This is a genomic window from Bacillus sp. LUNF1 (assembly GCF_011008975.1).
Taxonomy (GTDB): domain Bacteria; phylum Bacillota; class Bacilli; order Bacillales; family Bacillaceae; genus Bacillus; species Bacillus velezensis.
The window spans coordinates 368,456-388,222 of sequence record NZ_CP048876.1 but is presented as its reverse complement, the minus strand read 5'-3'; the positions used below and the strand labels follow the sequence as shown (position 1 = coordinate 388,222).

Sequence of the window (19,767 nt, the reverse complement as noted above, 5' to 3'; positions counted from 1 at the left end):
TTTCACCGCCGTTTCTTAATGCTTTGCTTCCGTTGTGATGTCTTCTTTAAAATACTTTTCAGACAGCTTTTTCAGCGTGCCGTCTTTTCGCAGGTCTTCAATGGCTTTGTTTACTTTTTTGCGGATTTTATCGTGAGCCGCATCTTTCGCAAACGGGAAAGCGACTTTTTCATAGACAATCGGGTCTCCTGCTAATTTCAGAGGCAGACCTGTCTTTTTGATCTGGGCGATCAGGACGCTGCGGCTGTTCACATAAGCGTCAACCCGTCCGTAAGCCACGTCTTTCAGCGTACCTTCTTGTGTTTCATACGTTTTAATGTTGATTTTTTTATCCGGGTCCTTGCTCTCAAGGTTTTTCGCGTGGTTTGAGCCCAGAACGGCCGCCACTGTTTTTCCTTTTAGATCGTTGACTGATTTGATGTCTTTGTTATCGTTTTTGACGACGATTTGAGTGCCCGCATACGAATACGGTTCTGTGAAGTTATACGTTTTCTTGCGTTCGTCCGTGACAGCGACCTGGTTTGAGATGGTGTCGAGTTTGCCGGTCTGGAGCTCTCCCATCAGACCGCTGAATTCAAGCAGCTTCCAGTCCAGTTTCATGTTGATTTTTTTCGCGACGGCTTCCATGACATCCACGTCAAAGCCGGTCAGCTTGCCGTTTTCTTTATATGCGAACGGATAGCTTTGCCCCGTGGCGCCTACATGCAGTACGTTATCGCCGCCTTCGCTTTCGTTTCCGTTTCCGCATGCTGTTAAGACCGCCAAAAGCGCGGCAGACAGCAGCAAAGCCCATGTTTTCTTCTTCATTGAAATCCCGCCTTTTCCTATTAAAATGTTAATCCTGCAATTGTTTTTTTAAATAAATGGTGATGTGCCCTTTTCCTAAATCCTTTTCGCCTGCACGGACGTAGCCTTTCCGCTCGTACATGCCGATCAGCCACGGATGCTTGTCCGCTGTGCCTAGTGACACGAAAGGCGCTTTTAATGTATCGCGGAGCACTGTATTCTCCAGCCACTCCAGCATGTCTGAGCCCGTCCCTTTTTTTCCGGTTTCAGGATCGACGGCGAACCACCAAATATGAGGGACACCGTACGGCCCGGGATTCGGCCCCCACGGCATCCGCAGAGAAATCGTCGCCAGAATCCGTCCGTCTTCCTCCAAAACGTAACAGGCGTTTTTTTGTATGTTATTCAAAACGAGCTCCTTATCCGCCGTTGCTGCGGCAAAGTTGATGCCGAGCTTGCGGATCGGTTCATACGCCCGCAGTGTCAGTGAAAGCAGCTCATCAGCGTCTGCCTCCGTTGCGAGCCGGTATTGTCTTGACATGATGAGCCCTCCTTTAGTCGGCATATCGGTTTGCCGGTTTTTCCAGTCCGAAATGTTCTCTGAGCGTCGTTCCTTCATACTCTTTTCTGAACACGCCCCGTTCTTGTAAAATTGGAATCACTTTGTCTACAAAAAGAGTGAGACCTTCAGGCAAAAGCGGCGGCATGATGTTGAAACCGTCACAAGCTTGTTTTCCGACCCATTCTTCCATCTTATCGGCAAGCTGTTCCGGCGTTCCGACAAAGATATGATGGCCTCTTGAACCCGCCACATATTTGTACAGCTCGCGGATGGTCATGTTATCGCGTTTGGCCATCTCCTGAACGAGCTTGAACCGGCTTTTAACGGCATTCGACGCATCCGCATCCAATTCAGGCAGCGGGCCGTCAAGCGGGCAGGCGGAAAGGTCGACGCCGCCCAGATAGTTTTGCAGAATGTTCAGGCCGACAGACGGAATGATGAGGTCTTGGAGCTCTTCATATTTTGCCTGCGCTTCTTCTTCGGTATCGGCAATAACGGGAAAAATTCCCGGCATGATCGCGATTTTTTCAGGATCACGGCCGAAAGAAGCCGCTTGTTCTTTAATAGATTGATAGAATTCCTGCGCGGACTCCAAATGATTTTGCGCGGTGAAAATGACTTCCGCCGTTTTGGCTGCCAGCGCTTTTCCGTCTCCTGATGATCCGGCCTGAATAATGACTGGGCGCCCTTGTGGTGTGCGGGCGACATTTAACGGCCCTCTCACGGAGAAATATGTTCCTTTATGGTTCAATTCATGCATTTTGTCTTTATCGAAAAATGCTCCTGATTCTTTGTCACGGATAAAGGCGTCTTCCTCCCACGAATCCCATAATCCTTTGACGACTTCAACGAATTCTTCCGCGCGCTGATATCTGAGATGGTGCTCAAGATGCTTTTCGCCGCTGAAATTAAGCGCGGTCGATTCAATCGAAGATGTGACGACATTCCAGCCCGCACGGCCGTTGGAAAGATGATCAAGCGATGCAAATTGTCTCGCGATATGGAACGGTTCGCTGTATGTGGTAGATGCGGTCGCCGTCAGACCGATGCGGGATGTGACCTGAGCGAGCGCCGACAGCAGCGTAAACGGCTCAAAGCGCGTCAGCACATTCGGATGTGATTTGCCGTCTATTGATAAACTGTCCGCCAAAAACAGCATGTCCAATTTCCCCCGCTCAGCTGTTTTCGCCAGTTCTTTGAAATAATCCAAATTCATGCTCGCGTCCGCCGGTGCCTGAGGATGTCTCCAAGAAGCGACATGATGGCCGGTGCCCGCGAGAAACACACCGAGTTTGATTTCTTTTTTCTTTGTCATGATGGATCTCCTTCTATTCTGAAATACGGTTCGGAAAACATTAACACCACTAAACCTATATTTCCTAGTAATTTTATAAGAATAAATCAAAATGTACAATTGTCAGGCAAGTTTGTCAATGCATTAAGACAAAAATCATGATATTTAAAATAACCCGGCGCACCGGCCGGGTTATTTCTTCGAAACTGTATAGACGGTCCCTTTGACCTTTTTCTTAATAACGGCAATGATAAGCAGCAAAACGGGGAACAGCACTTGAAACGGAAGATGAATATAGATCGGCACAATGTTTAAGCCTTCATTCATGTGTTCCGAAAAATTGCTTGCGATGCTGATGGAGAGAATCAGCACCCCCAATCCGACCGGGAAGGCCAGCTGGGACGGATTTTTTTCTTTAAACAGCGTGGACACGCCCACGACAACCGCATATGTAAAAAGGCTGACTTTGAAAAAACCGCCGATGACGAGCACGAGCATGAAAAAGACATCCAGCCGGTCTAAAAACTCTTCCACTTTAATTGTCTGTATGGTGCTCAGCAGCGGAAATTGAGAGCGGAGCATTAAGTTGACGTCCAGCACACAAATATTAATCGCCACTGACATCGCCAAAAACAGCCCGCTGATGATAATCGCCATAAATCCGGTTTTCTTCACCTTTTTCCGATCTTTTAAATAAGGGAAAATCATGACAAACACGATTAATTCACCGAACGGGATGAACATCGTCTGTTTAAACACGGAATAAATGACCGTTCCTGCACCCTCCGCTAAAACGGGCTGGAGAAATCTGAGGTTTATCGTGCCTGAGCTGATAATGAGGATCAGCCCGACGGCTGTCAGGAAATACATAATGCCAAACAGCAGCTCGCCGGCTCTCGCTATCACTTCAATTCCCTTTCTGACCGCAAATATCGCGGCGATCATCAGCATGGCATTCACAATTAAAATCGGCGTGTCCTGATAGGCGAAGGTGACAAGCATTTCGCCAAAATCCCGCAATACGCGGGCGGCGATATAAGCAAAATAGAGAATATAAAGAAGGGAGACCGCCCAGCTCAGATGTCTGCCGATCAGTTCGTTCATGTAATCTCTCGGAGAAGACTCAGGAAAAAATTGATACAGCGCCTGATAAACGTAGAAAAGTCCGAGACCGGTAACGCACCCGAGAAGCACGGACAGCCACGCATCCCGCCCGGCCATCGTGCCCGGCGGGATCAATAACGAACTGCCCAATTCAAACAAAATGATCATAATAAACAGCTGACGCGTGCCGATTTTCGCATTTTCCATACGCTTCGCTCCTTTCTCCTCAAATCAATCATGCTCAAGCTTGTCTGAGAGAGGATTATTCCGCAAGCCCGTTCTTCTGATAATGACTTCCGTTTTGACATCTACGGGGAGATTTGGGAAATATTCTTCATCCCACTTCCCTTTGAACTTTTTCCATTTGTCCGGATGCTTCCGATAGATCAGGTCTCCGAAGCCGACGAAGTCATTCTTATGGGCTTTTATATCTTCAATCGATTTGGTGATATCTTTCTCAAGCTGCACGCTGAGCGCCTTTTGCATCGTCATCAGCACTTGCGGATCAGACAGATGGAAAGGGTATCTGACAGCGTCCACCAGCCCCTCGACCTGAGCATGCACGTGAATATGCGGTTTTCCGTTCGGAAAAGTGGCCGTCACCTTTGTATTCTGGCGGGTGACCTGCAGACTGATTGCATGCTTCACGTTCTTCCAATCCGCATTGATGAACGTATGCTTGATCCTATTGAGCAGCCATACAGCCCCCACACTGTCGTCATCCTCAATCCAGTAATCCAGCCTCCCATCCTTTTTGAACACCGCCAGTCCGTCCGCTGACAGCACTGCTTTCGGTTCAGTTGTCTGCGTATTTTCCATCGTAGGACCGGCTTTATCGTCTCCGTGCATTTCATAACCAGGAATAAACGGCGACCCGGTCGGAGAAGCGAGATCAATCAGAACGTCCTGAAGGCTGGTTTTAATGACTCTGCCGTATTGTTCCTGCGTGAAGCTGAGCGTCTTGTTCACTTTATTGGAAGGGATTTTATCAATCGGCGTCAGCACTTTAATAATGTCTTCCGCCTTGGAATTATGCGCAATCACAACGGTTGCGGTCGTCCTGAATTCGGTGTCGCGGTCAAGATTGTCCAGAATAAAACTGAGCCCTTCCTCTTTCGCCAGTTTTTCACTGAACACCACGAGATTTGTATGCGCAAAATAGAGCCTCCTGGACACTTTCATCGAGCCTTTTCTCAAAGCTTCCGTCAAATTGTCTCCGGACACCGAATAGACGGAAACCGGAGGCCGGTCTCCCGCTCCGCCGCCCTGCAGACCGCCGGCCACGTTTCCCGGATTGATAATTTGAAAGTGAAGGACGTACTTTCCCGTTTCGGTCCGGTCAATACCGATGGCGGAGATCACCGCTAAATCGGTCAGCTCCCTTTTATCCCAGCATCCGGATACAAACATAAGGGAAACCATCGTACAAAGGATAAGCATCCATTTACGTCTTTTCATTACCGTCGCCCTCTTCTACATCTTTATTAACCATTCCTCTGGATGTCTCCGGTTTCGGTCTTTGATGTTCCCCTTGGCGCCTGTTGTTTTCCTGCACGAGCAGTCCCGGCCTTTTTTCATCCGCCCATAACGGAGCGCGGAGGAGGGAATCCTTCAGTCCGCCCGGGGTTAAAGGAGCGAGCGGGGACATATACGGAAATCCGAATGAACGCAGGCCGCACAGATGGACAAACATCATGATAATGCCCAGAATCAGCCCGTAAAATCCCATGACCGCCGCCGACAGAATAAAGAGAAACCGGATCAGCCGCGCAGATATCGCCATGTCAAAAGCCGGGGTCGCAAAGCTGGCAATCGCCGTCAGGGCGACGACGATAACCATGGCCGGGGAAACAATGCCGGCCTGTACGGCGGCCTGGCCGATGACAAGCGCTCCGACTATGGAAACGGCGGAGCCGACAACTCTCGGAAGCCGGACACCCGCCTCCCTGAGAATCTCAAAGGCCACTTCCATCGTCAGCGCTTCAATCACGGCCGGGAACGGCACCGTCTCCCGCTGGGCCGCGATGACAATCAGCAGCTGCGTCGGAATCATTTCCTGGTGAAAGGTCGTCGCCGCCACATAAATCCCCGGCGCCACCAGTGAAATGAAGAAGATCAAAACCCGCAGCACCCTGATGCTGGTGGCGATATCAAATCGTGAATAATAATCCTCAACCGATTGAAAAAATTGAATAAATAAGGCCGGCGCGAGGAGAACGAACGGCGTTCCGTCCACTATAATCGCAAATCGTCCTTCCAGCAGATTCCCCGCCACAACGTCCGGCCGCTCCGTATGATATACGGTGGGGAACACAGAAAACGGCGCGTCTTCAATGAGCTGTTCAATGTAGCCGGATTCCAGAATGCTGTCGATGTCAATGTGCTTCAGCCGCTTGCGGACTTCCTTAATCAGCTTTTTATCGCAAATTCCGTTAATATACATCAGCGCGACATCCGTATTCGTTTCGTGTCCGATCTCCATTTTTTCAACCCATACATCAGGCGTTTTTACATACCTGCGGATCATGGAAATATTGGTTTGCAGAGATTCAGTGAATCCCTGCCGCGGGCCGCGGAAAGAGACCTGAGTGCTCGGCTCTTGAATGGACCGGTGCTCTCCCCCTTCCGTGCTGGCGATCAGCGCCTTGTCAGCCCCGTCGACAAAAATGAGCGTGCTGCCCGCCACCAGCCCGGCATAAAGACTTTTCCATTTTTCCTCCTCTTTCACCCCGCCGATCGCAAGCGTTTTATCGTATATCAGGCAGACCGCTTGTTCCGGCTGAACGGACGGGATGTCGATTAAATCCTCCAGAAGGGATTGGCTGACAAGCTGTTCGTCTACCAAACCGGCGATATACACAATTGCGGCCGGAAGCTCTTCTTTTCCGATTTTCAGCCGGCGGATGACGACATCGGCACTGTTGCCGAACCTCTCAGACAGCTTCTTCATATTTTGCTTTAAGCTGAGGGAGATCGGCTCATCCCGCTCTTTGTCCGGCTGGCTGGCCGCTTCTTTTCTGTCTTCATTGTCACGGTCGTTTTGATCGGCTTTTTTTTGTTTCTTCTGCTTAAAAAATGGCGGCATATCGCAAAAAACCTTTCCTCGTTTTTTTCATATTCTTCCTGTACGGCAAAAGATTATGCACGGCGGAAAGTCTGTATAAATTTTGCGTAATCGAAAAGGATAAAAAGGGAGAGTGTTGCTCATGAAAATATTGGGAGTTTCATTTTTTTTGCTGGCTGCCTTGCTGGTGATTTCACTCGCGATGGATATGCTACAAGGTTTCAGTTTCTATGGAGCGGTCCAAAACAACCTGTCCGCTTTTAAATTGACCACCTTCTCAGAATGGCTGATGCTGTTTTTATTCGCCCTCTTTTTAATCAGAGAAATGATCGCTTTATATAAATCAGGTAAAAAAGATGCCTGACAGGCGCACGGCTGTATTGTGTCAAAAAAGAACACATCCCTCCTTCTCTCGGAGTTCATGTGTTCTTTTTATTTTTCCGGCGCAGATTGTTTTCAGATGACGATATTTCCGCTTTCCGTATCTGTCGTGTGTTTCACAATGACGCCTCTGATTATGCGGTTGCCGATGATTTTGGTGCTTGCGGAGGAATTGGTTTGGATGGCGGAAGCAGAAGCGGCGGAAAGGTTGTTGATGGTATTGCCCGACACGAGGGAATTGGAGGCTCCGTTCAGATAGATGCCGATCGGGCTGCCCGCCGTTCGGTTGATCGTGAGCGTATTGTCTATGACTTCATGCGTGCCTGAGTTCAGATACACGGTAACGACGAGCGGTGATGATTCAAAGCGGTTGCTGATGACAGAGGTTCCCAAGGATGTTGAACTGAATACGGGATAGTTTTTATAGTTCTTAAAGAGATTGCCTTTGATGACAGCCCTGGCTTCATTTGTTACAGATACGGCATAGGACTCCGCGGCGCCCTGATACGCATTCGGAATGAGCGTATTTCCTTCAATAACGGCATTTCCGCCTGTGACCCATATGCCCCGGCTGAACGATTTCAGCACATTTTGTTTTACGGTGATATTGCCGGCCGACATGCTGATTCCGTCTGTCACCTGATTCAGAGTGTTATTCGTAAAAACGGCGTTTTCCGACAGCGTCGCCCGCATCCCCGTGCTTCGTCTCGTTTCGGAACGTCCGTTTTCAATGACATTGCCGTCAACGGTCACATCTTCTGCCTGATAGACGGAGATGCCCGTATTTTCAAATTGATTGATTTTGTTGTGGGTGACGAGGACGCTTTTTCCCCTTACATCTATTCCGGTGGAAAAACCGGTAATCAGATTGTTGGAAATGACGGCATTGCTGCTGTCCTGTCCCTGTGACACACCTTGTCCGGCGACTGCGGTTCTTGAGCCGCCGTCTGACCGAAAGAAGACATTCCCCGAAATGACGGTATGTGCCCCATACCCGTAGCTGATTGTGTTATCGGAATGATTTCCTTCAATTAACACATTATATCCGTTAAAATTGGTGACTGAGCTTGCGGCGTTTCCGGAGAAGAAGTTGTTGCGGACCGTAATATGAAGAGCTTCCTCATAATCAATATCGCCTTCTCCGTACGATTCAATATCGATTCCGAATTTCGGAGCCGTTCCGTTCCCTTGCCCGGCGTCTTCAATCACGCATTCTTCCACCGTAACGGTATTGCAGCCGGTGATTGAAATGTTGTTCCGCCTTGACTGCCTGACCTCACAGCGGCGGATGGTCACCTGTTCTGAAGTTTCGTAATCACTGTTTGTTTTTAACCCGAGCGGGCTGACAATTATGCCGTCTCCCGTAAAATCCGAAATCTTCACATTTTCGATCAGCACATTGCTGCTGCCTTCAATACAGATTCCAAACCCCCATTCATGGGTCGACCGCAAAGGGACATTGGTATACGTGTGTTCATCCCGTTCCCCGATGATCCGGCCGCCGGTGATGGTGACATTTTCACGCCTGCCTATATAGAAAGCCGAGTAGCCCCAGGAGCTGTTCGGCGCCACTTTAATCGTGCATTCCGGATCTAAAACGATGGTGAGATGGCTCGGCACGTTAATCCCGGCGTTCCGAAACGGCTGGCTTCTGTCCCCGCCAAGCGTGCCGTTGATTTTATACGTTCCGGGCGGAAAAAACACTGTATGACAGCCTTCGCTTACGGCCCTGGCCAAGCATTGATTGATGGCTACCGTCACGTCGGTTTTTCCGTCTGCCGCCACACCGCAATCCGTAATATCCAATATACAATTCGGCAAGTAATAATCTCCTCCTTCCTCTCTTATTGTCATCTTATTCCGCCATATCCCGCTCCGCCTGTACATACTTTAAATTTTATTAAAAAAGTTTATAAAGATAGTTTCGTCAGATAATATAACAAAATAAGTCATTGGAATTAGGAAGATTCGTCTATATTCAACGTTTTAATATCTTTTCATTCTGGAATTTTTTGAATTCAGTATAAATTATATTGACACAAGTATTATATAAGAATATGATTTTTGTAATACACTTTTTTAAGAAAGGGTTGGCTCAGGTGGCATCTATTGATAAGGACTCTATAACAGAAACTGTGCCGCAAAGAGGCTTTTTCGGTCATCCCCGCGGCTTGTTTACACTGTTTTTCACCGAATTTTGGGAGCGTTTCTCCTACTATGGTATGAGAGCCATATTGCTTTACTATTTATACACGGAAGTCGCTCATGGCGGTCTCGGCTTTGATAAAACGACCGCAGTTGCCATCATGTCCATATACGGGTCTCTCGTATACATGTCGAGCGTCATCGGCGGATGGCTGGCCGACCGGGTATTCGGCACGGCAAACACCGTATTTTACGGCGGAATTTTAATTATGTTCGGGCACATCGCTCTTGCCTTCCCTGGCAGCACGGCGGCGTTTTTTACCAGCATGGCTCTGATCATTATCGGAACCGGCCTGCTTAAACCAAACGTATCCAGCGTTGTCGGAGATTTATATACGAAGGAAGACGAGCGCCGCGACTCAGGTTTCAGCATCTTTTACATGGGGATCAACCTCGGCGGATTGCTTGCGCCGCTAATTGTCGGAACACTCGGACAGAAGTACAACTACCACTTAGGCTTCGGATGCGCCGCGGCCGGTATGTTCCTCGGACTGATTGTTTTCGCTCTTACGAGAAAGAAATACCTCGGCAAAGCAGGCTCCAATGTACCGAATCCGATTTCTAAATCATCAGTGATCGGCACGGGAATCGGAGTGGTCATCGCAGCAGCCGTTATCGTCGTTCTGATTCAAACCGGCTGGCTGACGATCCAGCGTGTGATTGACACCGTCAGTATCCTCGGCATTGTCATTCCGGTTATTTACTTTATCGTGATGTTCACGAGCAAAAAAGCGACGAAAACGGAAAAATCACGGCTTGCGGCTTATGTTCCGCTGTTTATTGCAGCCGCAATGTTCTGGGCGATTCAGGAGCAGGGCGCGACGATTCTTGCTTTATATGCGGATCAGCGCACGAGACTTTCCTTTGCGGGCATGCATCTTGAGTCTTCATGGTTCCAGTCTCTGAACCCGTTATTCATCGTTATTTTCGCGCCGGTGTTCGCGTGGATCTGGATGAAGCTCGGCAAACGCCAGCCTTCAACACCGATTAAATTCGCGATCGGCATTATCCTTGCCGGATTATCATTTTTAGTCATGGTGCTTCCGGTTATGGGCGGAAGCGGCGAGCTTGTGAGCCCGCTTTGGCTTGTGCTCAGCTTCCTTTTGGTTGTGCTTGGTGAGCTTTGCCTTTCACCGGTCGGTTTATCCGTCACAACGAAACTTGCGCCTGCCGCTTTCTCAGCGCAGACGATGAGCATGTGGTTTTTAACAAACGCCTGCGGTCAAGCCCTGAACGCAAAAGTAGTCGGTTTGTTTGATAAGATTTCTGAAGCGGCCTACTTCGGCTCAATCGGTCTTATTTCGATCATTCTTGGTATTATTTTGATTCTTCTATCTCCCGTTATTAAACGGGCGATGAAAGGCGTACAATAAAAAAAAAGCCTGCGGAATCGTCCGCAGGCTTTTTTTATGCGTCTATCGTTTTAACTCCTCAAGTGTTTCTCTCCATCTCTTCAAGACATCTTCCGGTTCGTGGAGCTGGATGGCCGGTCCGGATGTCAGATCCGCGTATTTCGCCCGATCTTCCTTGACGGTGATCACGCGGCAGCTGAACCGTTCCCGCTCGTGTTTCGCCTCTTTCAGCGGCGGAAGCGCCTCACATTCCAATGTGACGTAATATGCGGCTCCTCCGTGCCAGGCGATGAAAAGAGCTTGTCCCGAATGCAGCAGGCTTTTTACGGTCGTCGTGTTTTTCCATAAGGCGAGCCGGAGATTTGTTCTGCTCACAGCCACGATTTCACCGGCGCTGATCATAGCCGCGTGCGGACGGCCTTCTTTTGTCACAGATTGCAGCACAAACGCGTCGTGCTGCTTTTTTTCAAGCTCCATCCCGTCTAAAAGCGTGTAAAGCGCCTTCGGCAAGTGCTCCGTCAGCATTACGCTTTTCTTTCCGGGACAGCGGGAACATGTGCGGCCGTCTCCGTTTCTTTCGGATCAATTTTAAATGCCGGGTTGAATGCCGCCGGATTCGTGATGCTTTCCGGTTCACAGGATCTCCATGTGAAAAAGCAGGTTTGGCATTGGTAAATTTCCCAAGCGCCTTTGACCGGCGATTGGCTGACGGTTTCTCCTTTTTTCGATTCACAGCGCGGGCATGTTTTCATTGCAACCTCATCCTTTCTTATTGATTCATTAAGTCCATCAGTTTTTGTTCCCACTCTTTCGTTGTCAGCGGAGAATCAAGCGGCTGCGAATAATGGCCTCTTGTTTCCGGCGCGACAGGCGTTGTGGCGTCAAGAATCATTTTGTGTGTCATCCCTGCCGGATCAGACCCCGGGTCAAGCGGAAGGACGGACAGGTCAGGAATGATGACTGCATCGTGTTTCGGATGCATTTTCGTTGAGAGCGCCCACATGACTTGCGGCAGGTTAAACGGATCGACATCTTCATCCACGACAATGACCATTTTGCAGTAGCCGAGTCCGTGCGGCGTGGTCAGGGCGCGCATGCCGACCGCCTTGGCAAATCCGCCGTAGCGCGTTTTCGTGGAAATAATGGCGATCAGCCCGTGCGTATACATCGCATTCACGGCGACAATTTCGTTCGGATAAGCTTCCTTGAGCTGCTGGTAAAGCGGCACGCACGTATTAATGCCGATCATATAATCGCACTCCGTCCACGGCATGCCTAAGTATAAATGTTCAAAAATCGGATTGTTTCTATGATATACCCGTTTGATTTTGATCACCGGCATGCTGCGGCCGCCTGAATAATGGCCCGTGAACTCACCGAAAGGTCCTTCGTATTCCCGTTTTCCCGCAAGGATCTCTCCTTCCAGAACGACTTCAGCGCCCCAAGGGATGTCTAAATCAGACAATTTAGATTTGACGATTCTGTAGGGCTCCCCTTGAATCGCGCCGGCCATTTCATACTCGGATTGATCGTATAACAGCGGAGTTGACGCAGCCGTCGTAATCACCGGCTCACAGCCAAGCGCGATCGTAACGGGAAGATTCACGCCGCGTTCTTCAGCTTGGCGAAGATGAATCGCAATATCATGCTGAGGCACGGGCTGAATGCCGAGACGGTCTTTTCCCTTTACCTGCATTCTGTAAATGCCGACATTTTGCTTGCCGAAATTGTCCGGATCTTCAAGATCGCGGGAAATGACACACGCTTTATCCAAATAGTAGCCGCCGTCCCCCTGGTTGATTCTGAATAGCGGAAGGATGTCAAATAGATTGATATCTTCCGTTATTTCATTTTCATGAAACGGCGCGGTTTCTTCCCGTTTGACCGGCACCGGAAATGCATCGTACCGTTTGGCAAACTCAAAGAATTGTTCTTTTACAGGCGTATCTTTCGGCATGCCGAGCATCATCGCGTGATTCGGCCACGAGCCGATGACATTCAGAGCCACCTGCGCATGGTGATGTCCGTAAATATTGTTAAACAAAAGCGCAGGGGTTTTATCCCCGAGATTGCTGGCTGCACGCGCTGCGGCGCCCAGATCCGGCTCCGGTTTCACCTCTTCGTTTACTGTTAAGAGCTGCCCTTCTTTTTCAAGAGCGGCGAGAAATTCCCTAAAATCCTGATAGGCCATTATCAGATTCCTCCTTTTTGTTTTTCAATTCCGTACCACCGTTTCGCTTCCGGCAGACGGATACCGAACTGATCGAGCGTCCGGAACACAATATGGTCGATCAATTCATCCATGTCAGCCGGCTTGTTATAAAATGCCGGCATCGGCGGAAGAATGACGGAACCCATTTTTGTAAGCGCTAGCATATTTTCTAAATGAATTTGGCTGAGCGGTGTTTCTCTTGTCAGCAGCACAAGTTTTTTCCGCTCCTTCAGGATGACGTCAGCCGACCTTGTCAGCAGATTGTCAGCCATTCCGGTGCGGATGCTTGCCAGTGATTTCATGCTGCACGGAGCGATGATCATCCCGTCCGTTTCAAACGAACCGCTTGAAATCGCCGCTGCCTGGTCTTTGTGAGAATACGTATAGGATGCGAGTTTCTCGACATCTTTTAACGTATAATCGGTTTCATGTGTAATGGTGACATTTGCCCAAGGAGAAACGACAAGATGGGTTTCGATCTCCGCGGCTTTTAAATATTCTAAAAGCCTGATCCCGAATATGGCTCCCGTTGCCCCGGTCATTCCGATGACGAGCTTCATATTGACCCCTCCTTTACGCTTGAAATGTGGTGTCAAAACCATCATACTCCTGATATATCCATATGAAAAATATTCGTTAAATCTATGTATCATACCTTAAAGGTATAAAAGAAAGGAGCGAGCGTTCTCATGGATATCCGGCAATTGCGTTATTTCATCACCATTGCCCAAGAGCAGAAAATCACGACGGCCGCCAAAAAGCTCCATATGGCACAGCCGCCTTTAAGCAGACAGCTGAAACAGCTCGAAGAAGAATTGGGCGTCATTCTGTTTGACCGCAATAAAAAGAAACAAATGACCCTTACATATGAAGGAAATGTCTTTTTGAAAAGAGCGAAAGAGATTCTTCATAAGTTTGAGGATGCCATTATCGAGGTACAAGAGCTGAAGGAAGAAGTGGCCGGGACACTTGCCGTCGGGTCAACCATTTACTGCGCAGCGCTCATGCTTGAGAAAGTGTCACAGATGAAAGAGCGGTTTCCGCATCTCACCTTTAACATTTGGGAAGATGAACCCGTCTCACTGCTTGAGCTTCTGGAAACCCGGCAGATTGACGCCGCCGTCACCACCACCTTGATTAAAAACGACGGCATTGAATCGAAGGAGCTTGAAGACATTCCGTGTGTATTGGTGCTGTCCGAGCATTCAAAACGAATGTGCGGAGAAACGATTAAACTGAATGACATCGCCTCTTTGCCTCTGATCCTTTTGCGCACCGTCAATGGAAGAGGTGTGTATGACCAAGTCCTCCAAGTTTGTGAACAGTACGGTCTCGACCTCCAGGTTGTCTGTGAATGCCATGACTCCGCGACGCTCTTGAGCCTCGTATCATCAGGGTTCGGCGCCACAATTCTGCCTTTGACGATGATTCCCGTCCATATGCGCTCGCATGTCAAAACGGTTATCATCGAAGACAACCCGTTTGTCATGACACCGGCCGTCATCTGGAGGAAAGACAGCTACCTGCCGAAGCCTGTCAGACAGTTTTTGGAATTATTTTGATCCCGGAACACGAAGAATTCCCGCTCATGAAAACCAATTACTTGACTCATACTAAAAAAAAGTTATCCTTTACAATTGGGAGCTATTTTTTCTCAATAAAACTACTCAGAAAAGTGGGGAATAAAGAAGATGAAAAAAGCATTATTCGCTTTGTTCATGATGGTCAGCATCGCAATGCTTGCAGCCTGCGGAAACTCACAGGACAGCGGATCTAAGTCAAAAGACGGCGATCTTTGGGCTTCTGTCAAGAAAAAAGGCGTACTGACCGTCGGTACAGAAGGAACGTACGAACCGTTTACCTTCCATGATAAAAAGACTGACAAACTGACCGGATATGATGTTGAAGTGATTCAAGAAGTGGCGAAACGCCTCGGTCTGAAAGCTGACTTTAAAGAAACACAATGGGACAGCATGTTTGCCGGTTTAAACGCGAAACGGTTTGACGTCGTCGCCAACCAAGTCGGCAAAACAGGCCGTGAGAACCAATATGATTTTTCTGATAAATACACAACGTCAAATGCAGTCGTCGTGACGAAAAAAGACAGCACGATTGCGAAAGAGGCTGATGTCAAAGGAAAAACAGCGGCTCAGTCATTAACAAGCAATTACAATAAATTAGCGAAAGAAGCCGGCGCGAAAATTGAAGGCGTTGAAGGCATGCGCAATCCCTTCAGCTCATTCAGCAGGGCCGCGCTGATCTGACTTACAACGATAAGCTTGCCGTACTGAACTACTTAAAAACGTCCGGCAATAAAAACGTGAAAATCGCGTTTGAAGCAGGCCAGCCGCAGCAAACGTATTTCGCATTCCGAAAAGGAAGCGGCGAACTTGTGACTCACGTCAACAAGGCGTTAAAAGAAATGAAAGAGGACGGGACTCTTTCTAAAATAGCCAAAAAATGGTTCGGCGAAGATGTTTCTAAGTAACTTGCCGGAGCCCGTGATTGCAACAGCCATTCCTTGGGATTTGGTGCAGCAGTCATTCTGGCCGATTCTTTCCGGGGGAATCTATTACTCGATTCCCCTTACCATTCTTTCCTTTATTTTCGGAATGATCATCGCGCTGATGACGGCGCTCGCCAGAATGTCAAATATGAAACCATTGAGATGGGTGTTCAGCGTATACGTATCAGCGGTGCGCGGCACTCCTCTTCTCGTTCAATTGTTCATCATTTTTTATCTGTTCCCGACATTTAATATTACGCTGGACCCTTTCCCAAGCGCAGTCATCGCGTTTTCATTAAACGTGGGCGCCTACGCTTCTGAAATCATCCGGGCATCTATTTCATCCGTGCCGAAAGGGCAATGGGAAGCCGGTTATACGATCGGCATGACCTATCGCAAGACATTGTTCCGCGTGATCCTGCCGCAGGCGTTTCGCGTGTCCATTCCGCCATTATCAAATACATTTATCAGCCTGATCAAGGATACATCTCTCGCCTCACAGATTCTCGTCGCGGAGCTGTTCAGAAAAGCGCAGGAAATCGGCGCGCAAAACCTTGATCAAATCTTGGTCATCTATATTGAAGCCGCCTTTATTTATTGGATCATCTGCTTCTTGCTGTCAATCGTACAGCACGTGATCGAACGGCGTCTCGACCGTTATGTGGCCAAATAAGGAGGTTTCGATATGCTTTCCGTCAAAGGATTAAATAAATCATTCGGACAGAATGAAATTTTAAAAAAGATAGATATGGAGATAGAAAAAGGGAAAGTCATCGCCATTCTGGGGCCGTCCGGTTCAGGAAAAACGACGCTTCTGCGCTGTCTGAACGCGCTTGAGATCCCCAATCGCGGCGAGCTGGCATTCTCCGATTTTTCAATAGATTTCTCCAAAAAAGTGAAGCAGGCTGATATTCTTCGCCTCCGCCGCAAATCAGGCATGGTCTTTCAGGCGTATCATCTGTTTCCTCACCGCACGGCGCTTGAAAACGTCATGGAAGGACCCGTTCAAGTGCAAAAGCGCGACAAGGAGCAAGTCAGAAAAGAAGCGATCGAGCTTCTGGAAAAAGTCGGACTGAAAGACAAAATGGATTTATATCCGTTCCAGCTTTCCGGCGGTCAGCAGCAGCGTGTCGGCATCGCCCGCGCGCTTGCGATTCAGCCCGAGCTGATGCTGTTTGACGAACCGACGTCAGCGCTCGATCCGGAGCTGGTCGGCGAGGTGCTCAAAGTGATTAAGGATCTGGCGAACGAAGGCTGGACGATGGTCGTCGTCACCCATGAAATCAAATTCGCGCAGGAAGTGGCCGATGAAGTCATCTTCATTGACGGCGGCGTCATTGTGGAACAAGGACCGCCGGCCCACATCTTTTCCGCGCCGAAAGAAGAACGCACGCAGCGGTTTTTAAATCGTATACTGAATCCTTTGTAGGAGCGGGAGAAGAAGCGAAACACTGATTTCGCTTCTTCTTTTTTTTGGCGGTTATGCTACAATGACAATTAATGAAATTTTATGAAAGAAGGGACCTCTTTGAAGCGGGAATTCTTGATGCGCTGGACGTTTTATTTTGCTGGTCTGTTGATTTTGTCTTTCGGGGTATCGTTAACCATTAAAGGAAAAGCTCTCGGCATCAGCCCTTGGGATGCCTTTCATTATGGGCTTTTTCAGCATTTCGGTCTTTCTGTCGGCCAATGGTCCATCGTGGTCGGCGCGGTCATTGTGGCTTTAACCTGCCTGTTCACGAGGACACTCCCGAAAATCGGCGCTATCTTAAACATGGTGCTGATGGGAATGTTTATTGATTTCTTTTCGTTTCTGCTTCCTGAGACGCACGCTTTTTCCTTAGCGGCCGTGTGTTTTTCTATCGGATTGCTGCTGATCGGGTGCGGCGTCGGTATTTACGTATCAGCAGGGCTCGGCGCGGGCCCCCGGGACTCTCTGATGATGCTGATATCTGAAAAAACGGGCTGGAACGTGCAATGGGTGCGGAACGGCATTGAGCTGACGATTCTTGCCGCAGCCTGGATGATGGGCGGACCGATCGGCGCCGGAACCATTATTACGGCTGTTTTGACGGGGCTGATTCTGCGTTTTTCTTTGCCGCAATCCTCTAAACTGTTAACATACGCGATCTCCGGGCGGGCAACGTCCGTTCATTAAAAACAAAGCCGAAACGGTTTTGTTTTTTTATTTTCGGACAGCTTTCGTCTGATATGATAGGATGGTTTTGACAATATTTTCAGACGGAGGATCTGGACATGAAGATTTACGGAGTATATATGGACCGCCCGCTTTCTGCAGGGGAAGAGGATCGGATGATGGCGGCCGTGTCCGCCGAAAAGCGGGAAAAATGCCGGCGCTTTTACCATAAGGAGGATGCTCACCGCACCTTGATCGGCGACATGCTGATCCGCACCGCTGCGGCGAAGGCTTACGGACTTGATCCGGCCGGGATTTCATTCAGCGTTCAGGAATACGGAAAGCCGTACATCCCCGCGCTTCCGGACATGCACTTTAATATTTCCCACTCCGGTCGCTGGATCGTGTGCGCCGTTGATTCAAAACCGATCGGCATTGATATTGAAAAAATGAAGCCCGGCACGATTGATATCGCCAAACGGTTTTTTTCGCCGACGGAATACAGTGATCTGCAAGCGAAACACCCCGATCAGCAGACCGATTATTTTTACCACCTGTGGTCGATGAAAGAAAGCTTTATCAAACAGGCCGGAAAAGGGCTTTCCCTGCCGCTTGATTCATTCAGCGTCCGCCTCAAAGACGACGGCCATGTGTCCATTGAGCTCCCGGACGGACATGAACCTTGTTTCATCCGCACATATGAGGCTGACGAGGAGTATAAGCTGGCCGTTTGTGCGGCGCATCCCGATTTTTGTGACGGGATTGAGATGAAAACGTATGAAGAGCTGCTGTAAGCATAGAAAAAGGAGGGTGTCCCCCTCCTTTTTTGTCAGCCTGATATTTCCGCCTGTTTCTGCAGCTGCTTTGCTTCCTGATAAATTTCTTCGAACAGATCCGCGATGTGTTCCTCTTCAACACATGAAAATGCGATTCGCAAATCGGTTTCATTAATGGATATCGTCCCGATTCCTCTCTTTTCAAGCAACGACAATCTCAATTCGCCGGCGTTTATGTCTTTCAGCCGGACACACATGAAATAACCAGAGTTAAACGGGTAAGGCGTCCATACGTCATCATAGTGCTTGTTTTCTGCAAGAACGGCTTTCACTTTGTCAGCCCGTTTTTTCATGATGTTATATTTCAGCGATTTTTCTTTCTCGTATTCCGGTGACTGCATCGCCCGCAGCATAAACGTTTGGGACGGATGCGGGGCGCTTGAAATCGTCCCCCTGATAATCCCTTTTGTTTTTTCCTCGAGCACGCGCAGCGCTTTTTCGCTTTTTGTGCTGTACGTAATAAAACCGACGCGGAAGCCCCACGCGTAATTTTCCTTCGTCGCGCCGTCTATTTTCACGCAAAGCACCCGGTCGTGCACTTGGGCGAGTTTGCTGAAGATGGATTCCTGAATGGCAGTTTCATCGTAAAACAGATTGTAATACGCATCGTCTACGAGCACGACAATCTCTTTGCCGGCCTCCGCCGCCTCCAAGATCACGCTGACGATTTCTGACGCTTCCTCTTCCCCCGGCGTATAGCCTGTCGGATTATTCGGGAAATTCAGCACAACAATCGCCTTTTCTTCCTGCTTTTTCAGCAGCTCGGACAGCCCCGCCGCATTAAAACGCCCATCCTGCTGAAAAAGCGGGTATGTCTCAATGGATGCCTTGCGCCGGACACCGAAAATGAAATTGTAATTTCCCCAATATTTATCAGGCAGAAGCAGTGTATCCCCTTCATTGACGAACAAGTCGGCGGCGATGCTCAGCCCGTGTGTTAAAGCGTTTGTCACGATCGGCGTGCTGATGTCTTTGCCGGCTAATGAAGGATTTTCGAGACGCATTTTTTTCAGCCATTCCTGTCTGAGCGGCTCTTTTCCCTGCGGCGGAGCATAATCGTAGATATCATCGGGGTTATAGGCGGACAGTGTCTCTTGAATATGGGAAAAGTGCATGGACTCGCCTTGTGAGGTGGCAATCCCGATCGTGGCATTATACTTTCCGGCCCTGGCTTTCGCTTCAGCCGATTGTGTCAGCACCCCTTTCGGATAAAACAACTCTCTGCCCAAATCAGAAAGCATATGAAGCACGTGCGGGTTTTCTTCAGATAATGTTCTGTTCAGCTCTTTTGCTGCATCATTCATGTACGACAATCCCTTCAAAATTAT

19 protein-coding genes and 1 pseudogene are annotated in these 19,767 nt (G+C 48.9%); 8 read left to right on the top strand and 12 right to left on the bottom strand.

Going from position 1 to position 19,767, the window contains the following annotated elements:
- Positions 1–15: 15 nt before the first annotated feature.
- The 6 genes from G4O42_RS01960 to gerKA form a co-directional block, all read right to left on the bottom strand.
- Positions 16–807 (bottom strand): amino acid ABC transporter substrate-binding protein, encoded by a 792-nt coding sequence (locus tag G4O42_RS01960; protein ID WP_032872866.1) that lies wholly within the window; start codon positions 805–807, stop codon positions 16–18.
- 28 nt (positions 808–835) lie between these two features.
- Positions 836–1,327 (bottom strand): GNAT family N-acetyltransferase, encoded by a 492-nt coding sequence (locus G4O42_RS01955; RefSeq protein WP_003156352.1) that lies wholly within the window; start codon positions 1,325–1,327, stop codon positions 836–838.
- Positions 1,328–1,340: 13 nt separating this feature from the next.
- Positions 1,341–2,666 carry an LLM class flavin-dependent oxidoreductase gene (locus G4O42_RS01950; RefSeq protein ID WP_029326230.1) on the bottom strand — a complete coding sequence of 442 codons (1,326 nt, stop codon included), beginning with the start codon at positions 2,664–2,666 and terminating at the stop codon, positions 1,341–1,343.
- Positions 2,667–2,834: 168 nt separating this feature from the next.
- Positions 2,835–3,953, bottom strand: coding sequence for an endospore germination permease GerKB (locus G4O42_RS01945; RefSeq protein ID WP_032872864.1), 1,119 nt, complete (start codon positions 3,951–3,953; stop codon positions 2,835–2,837).
- Between the two features lie 24 nt (positions 3,954–3,977).
- Positions 3,978–5,204 (bottom strand): Ger(x)C family spore germination protein, encoded by a 1,227-nt coding sequence (locus G4O42_RS01940; protein WP_032872862.1) that lies wholly within the window; start codon positions 5,202–5,204, stop codon positions 3,978–3,980.
- Positions 5,191–6,831: a spore germination protein GerKA gene (gerKA, locus tag G4O42_RS01935; RefSeq protein ID WP_032872859.1), complete on the bottom strand. Its 1,641-nt coding sequence runs from the start codon at positions 6,829–6,831 to the stop codon at positions 5,191–5,193. The genes G4O42_RS01940 and gerKA overlap by 14 nt, the downstream gene beginning before the upstream one ends.
- Before the next feature lie 121 nt (positions 6,832–6,952).
- Between gerKA and G4O42_RS01930 the strand changes: the two genes are divergently transcribed.
- On the top strand, positions 6,953–7,174 hold the full coding sequence (locus tag G4O42_RS01930) for a YczF family membrane protein (RefSeq protein ID WP_032872857.1): 222 nt from the start codon (positions 6,953–6,955) through the stop codon (positions 7,172–7,174).
- Between the two features lie 92 nt (positions 7,175–7,266).
- Here the strand turns inward: G4O42_RS01930 and G4O42_RS01925 are convergent, their stop codons facing one another.
- Positions 7,267–9,012, bottom strand: a complete 1,746-nt coding sequence (locus G4O42_RS01925; RefSeq protein ID WP_032872855.1) for a right-handed parallel beta-helix repeat-containing protein — start codon at positions 9,010–9,012, stop codon at positions 7,267–7,269.
- 278 nt (positions 9,013–9,290) lie between these two features.
- Here G4O42_RS01925 and G4O42_RS01920 point away from each other — a divergent pair, with 278 nt between their 5' ends.
- A complete protein-coding gene (locus G4O42_RS01920) occupies positions 9,291–10,769 on the top strand; it encodes a peptide MFS transporter (protein ID WP_032872853.1) in 1,479 nt (492 codons plus the stop codon).
- Between the two features lie 42 nt (positions 10,770–10,811).
- Here G4O42_RS01920 and G4O42_RS01915 read toward each other — a convergent pair whose 3' ends face one another.
- Genes G4O42_RS01915 through G4O42_RS01900 form a run of 4 tightly spaced genes read right to left on the bottom strand, consistent with a single transcriptional unit; the run spans position 10,812 to position 13,556 of the window.
- On the bottom strand, positions 10,812–11,273 hold the full coding sequence (locus G4O42_RS01915; RefSeq protein ID WP_032872850.1) for a hypothetical protein: 462 nt from the start codon (positions 11,271–11,273) through the stop codon (positions 10,812–10,814).
- The gene (locus G4O42_RS01910; protein WP_007410250.1) at positions 11,273–11,500 is read right to left on the bottom strand and encodes a non-oxidative hydroxyarylic acid decarboxylases subunit D; all 228 of its coding nucleotides are present in this window, start codon (positions 11,498–11,500) and stop codon (positions 11,273–11,275) included. The genes G4O42_RS01915 and G4O42_RS01910 overlap by 1 nt, the downstream gene beginning before the upstream one ends.
- A gap of 17 nt (positions 11,501–11,517) precedes the next feature.
- Positions 11,518–12,939, bottom strand: a complete 1,422-nt coding sequence (gene bsdC / locus G4O42_RS01905) for a phenolic acid decarboxylase BsdC (RefSeq protein WP_007609358.1) — start codon at positions 12,937–12,939, stop codon at positions 11,518–11,520.
- Between the two features lie 2 nt (positions 12,940–12,941).
- Positions 12,942–13,556 carry a non-oxidative hydroxyarylic acid decarboxylases subunit B gene (locus G4O42_RS01900; protein ID WP_087920750.1) on the bottom strand — a complete coding sequence of 205 codons (615 nt, stop codon included), beginning with the start codon at positions 13,554–13,556 and terminating at the stop codon, positions 12,942–12,944.
- A 93-nt stretch (positions 13,557–13,649) separates the two neighbouring features.
- On the opposite strand from G4O42_RS01900, the gene G4O42_RS01895 reads away from it, so the two are divergent.
- From G4O42_RS01895 to G4O42_RS01870, 6 genes and pseudogenes are all read left to right on the top strand, one after another.
- Positions 13,650–14,522, top strand: coding sequence for a transcriptional regulator BsdA (locus tag G4O42_RS01895; RefSeq protein ID WP_032872848.1), 873 nt, complete (start codon positions 13,650–13,652; stop codon positions 14,520–14,522).
- A 129-nt stretch (positions 14,523–14,651) separates the two neighbouring features.
- Positions 14,652–15,448 (top strand): annotated as a pseudogene (gene tcyA / locus G4O42_RS01890) (cystine ABC transporter substrate-binding lipoprotein TcyA).
- Positions 15,435–16,139, top strand: a complete 705-nt coding sequence (locus G4O42_RS01885) for an amino acid ABC transporter permease (RefSeq protein ID WP_032872846.1) — start codon at positions 15,435–15,437, stop codon at positions 16,137–16,139. The pseudogene tcyA and the gene G4O42_RS01885 overlap by 14 nt, the downstream one beginning before the upstream one ends.
- A gap of 12 nt (positions 16,140–16,151) precedes the next feature.
- Positions 16,152–16,895: a cystine ABC transporter ATP-binding protein TcyC gene (tcyC, locus tag G4O42_RS01880; RefSeq protein ID WP_007609342.1), complete on the top strand. Its 744-nt coding sequence runs from the start codon at positions 16,152–16,154 to the stop codon at positions 16,893–16,895.
- A 117-nt stretch (positions 16,896–17,012) separates the two neighbouring features.
- Positions 17,013–17,624 carry a YczE/YyaS/YitT family protein gene (locus G4O42_RS01875; protein ID WP_023356699.1) on the top strand — a complete coding sequence of 204 codons (612 nt, stop codon included), beginning with the start codon at positions 17,013–17,015 and terminating at the stop codon, positions 17,622–17,624.
- Positions 17,625–17,722: 98 nt separating this feature from the next.
- Complete coding sequence (locus G4O42_RS01870) at positions 17,723–18,397, top strand: 4'-phosphopantetheinyl transferase family protein (protein ID WP_007410244.1); 675 nt, start codon at positions 17,723–17,725, stop codon at positions 18,395–18,397.
- 35 nt (positions 18,398–18,432) lie between these two features.
- Here the strand turns inward: G4O42_RS01870 and G4O42_RS01865 are convergent, their stop codons facing one another.
- Positions 18,433–19,743 (bottom strand): aminotransferase class I/II-fold pyridoxal phosphate-dependent enzyme, encoded by a 1,311-nt coding sequence (locus G4O42_RS01865; protein WP_032872843.1) that lies wholly within the window; start codon positions 19,741–19,743, stop codon positions 18,433–18,435.
- Between the last annotated feature and the right edge of the window lie 24 nt (positions 19,744–19,767).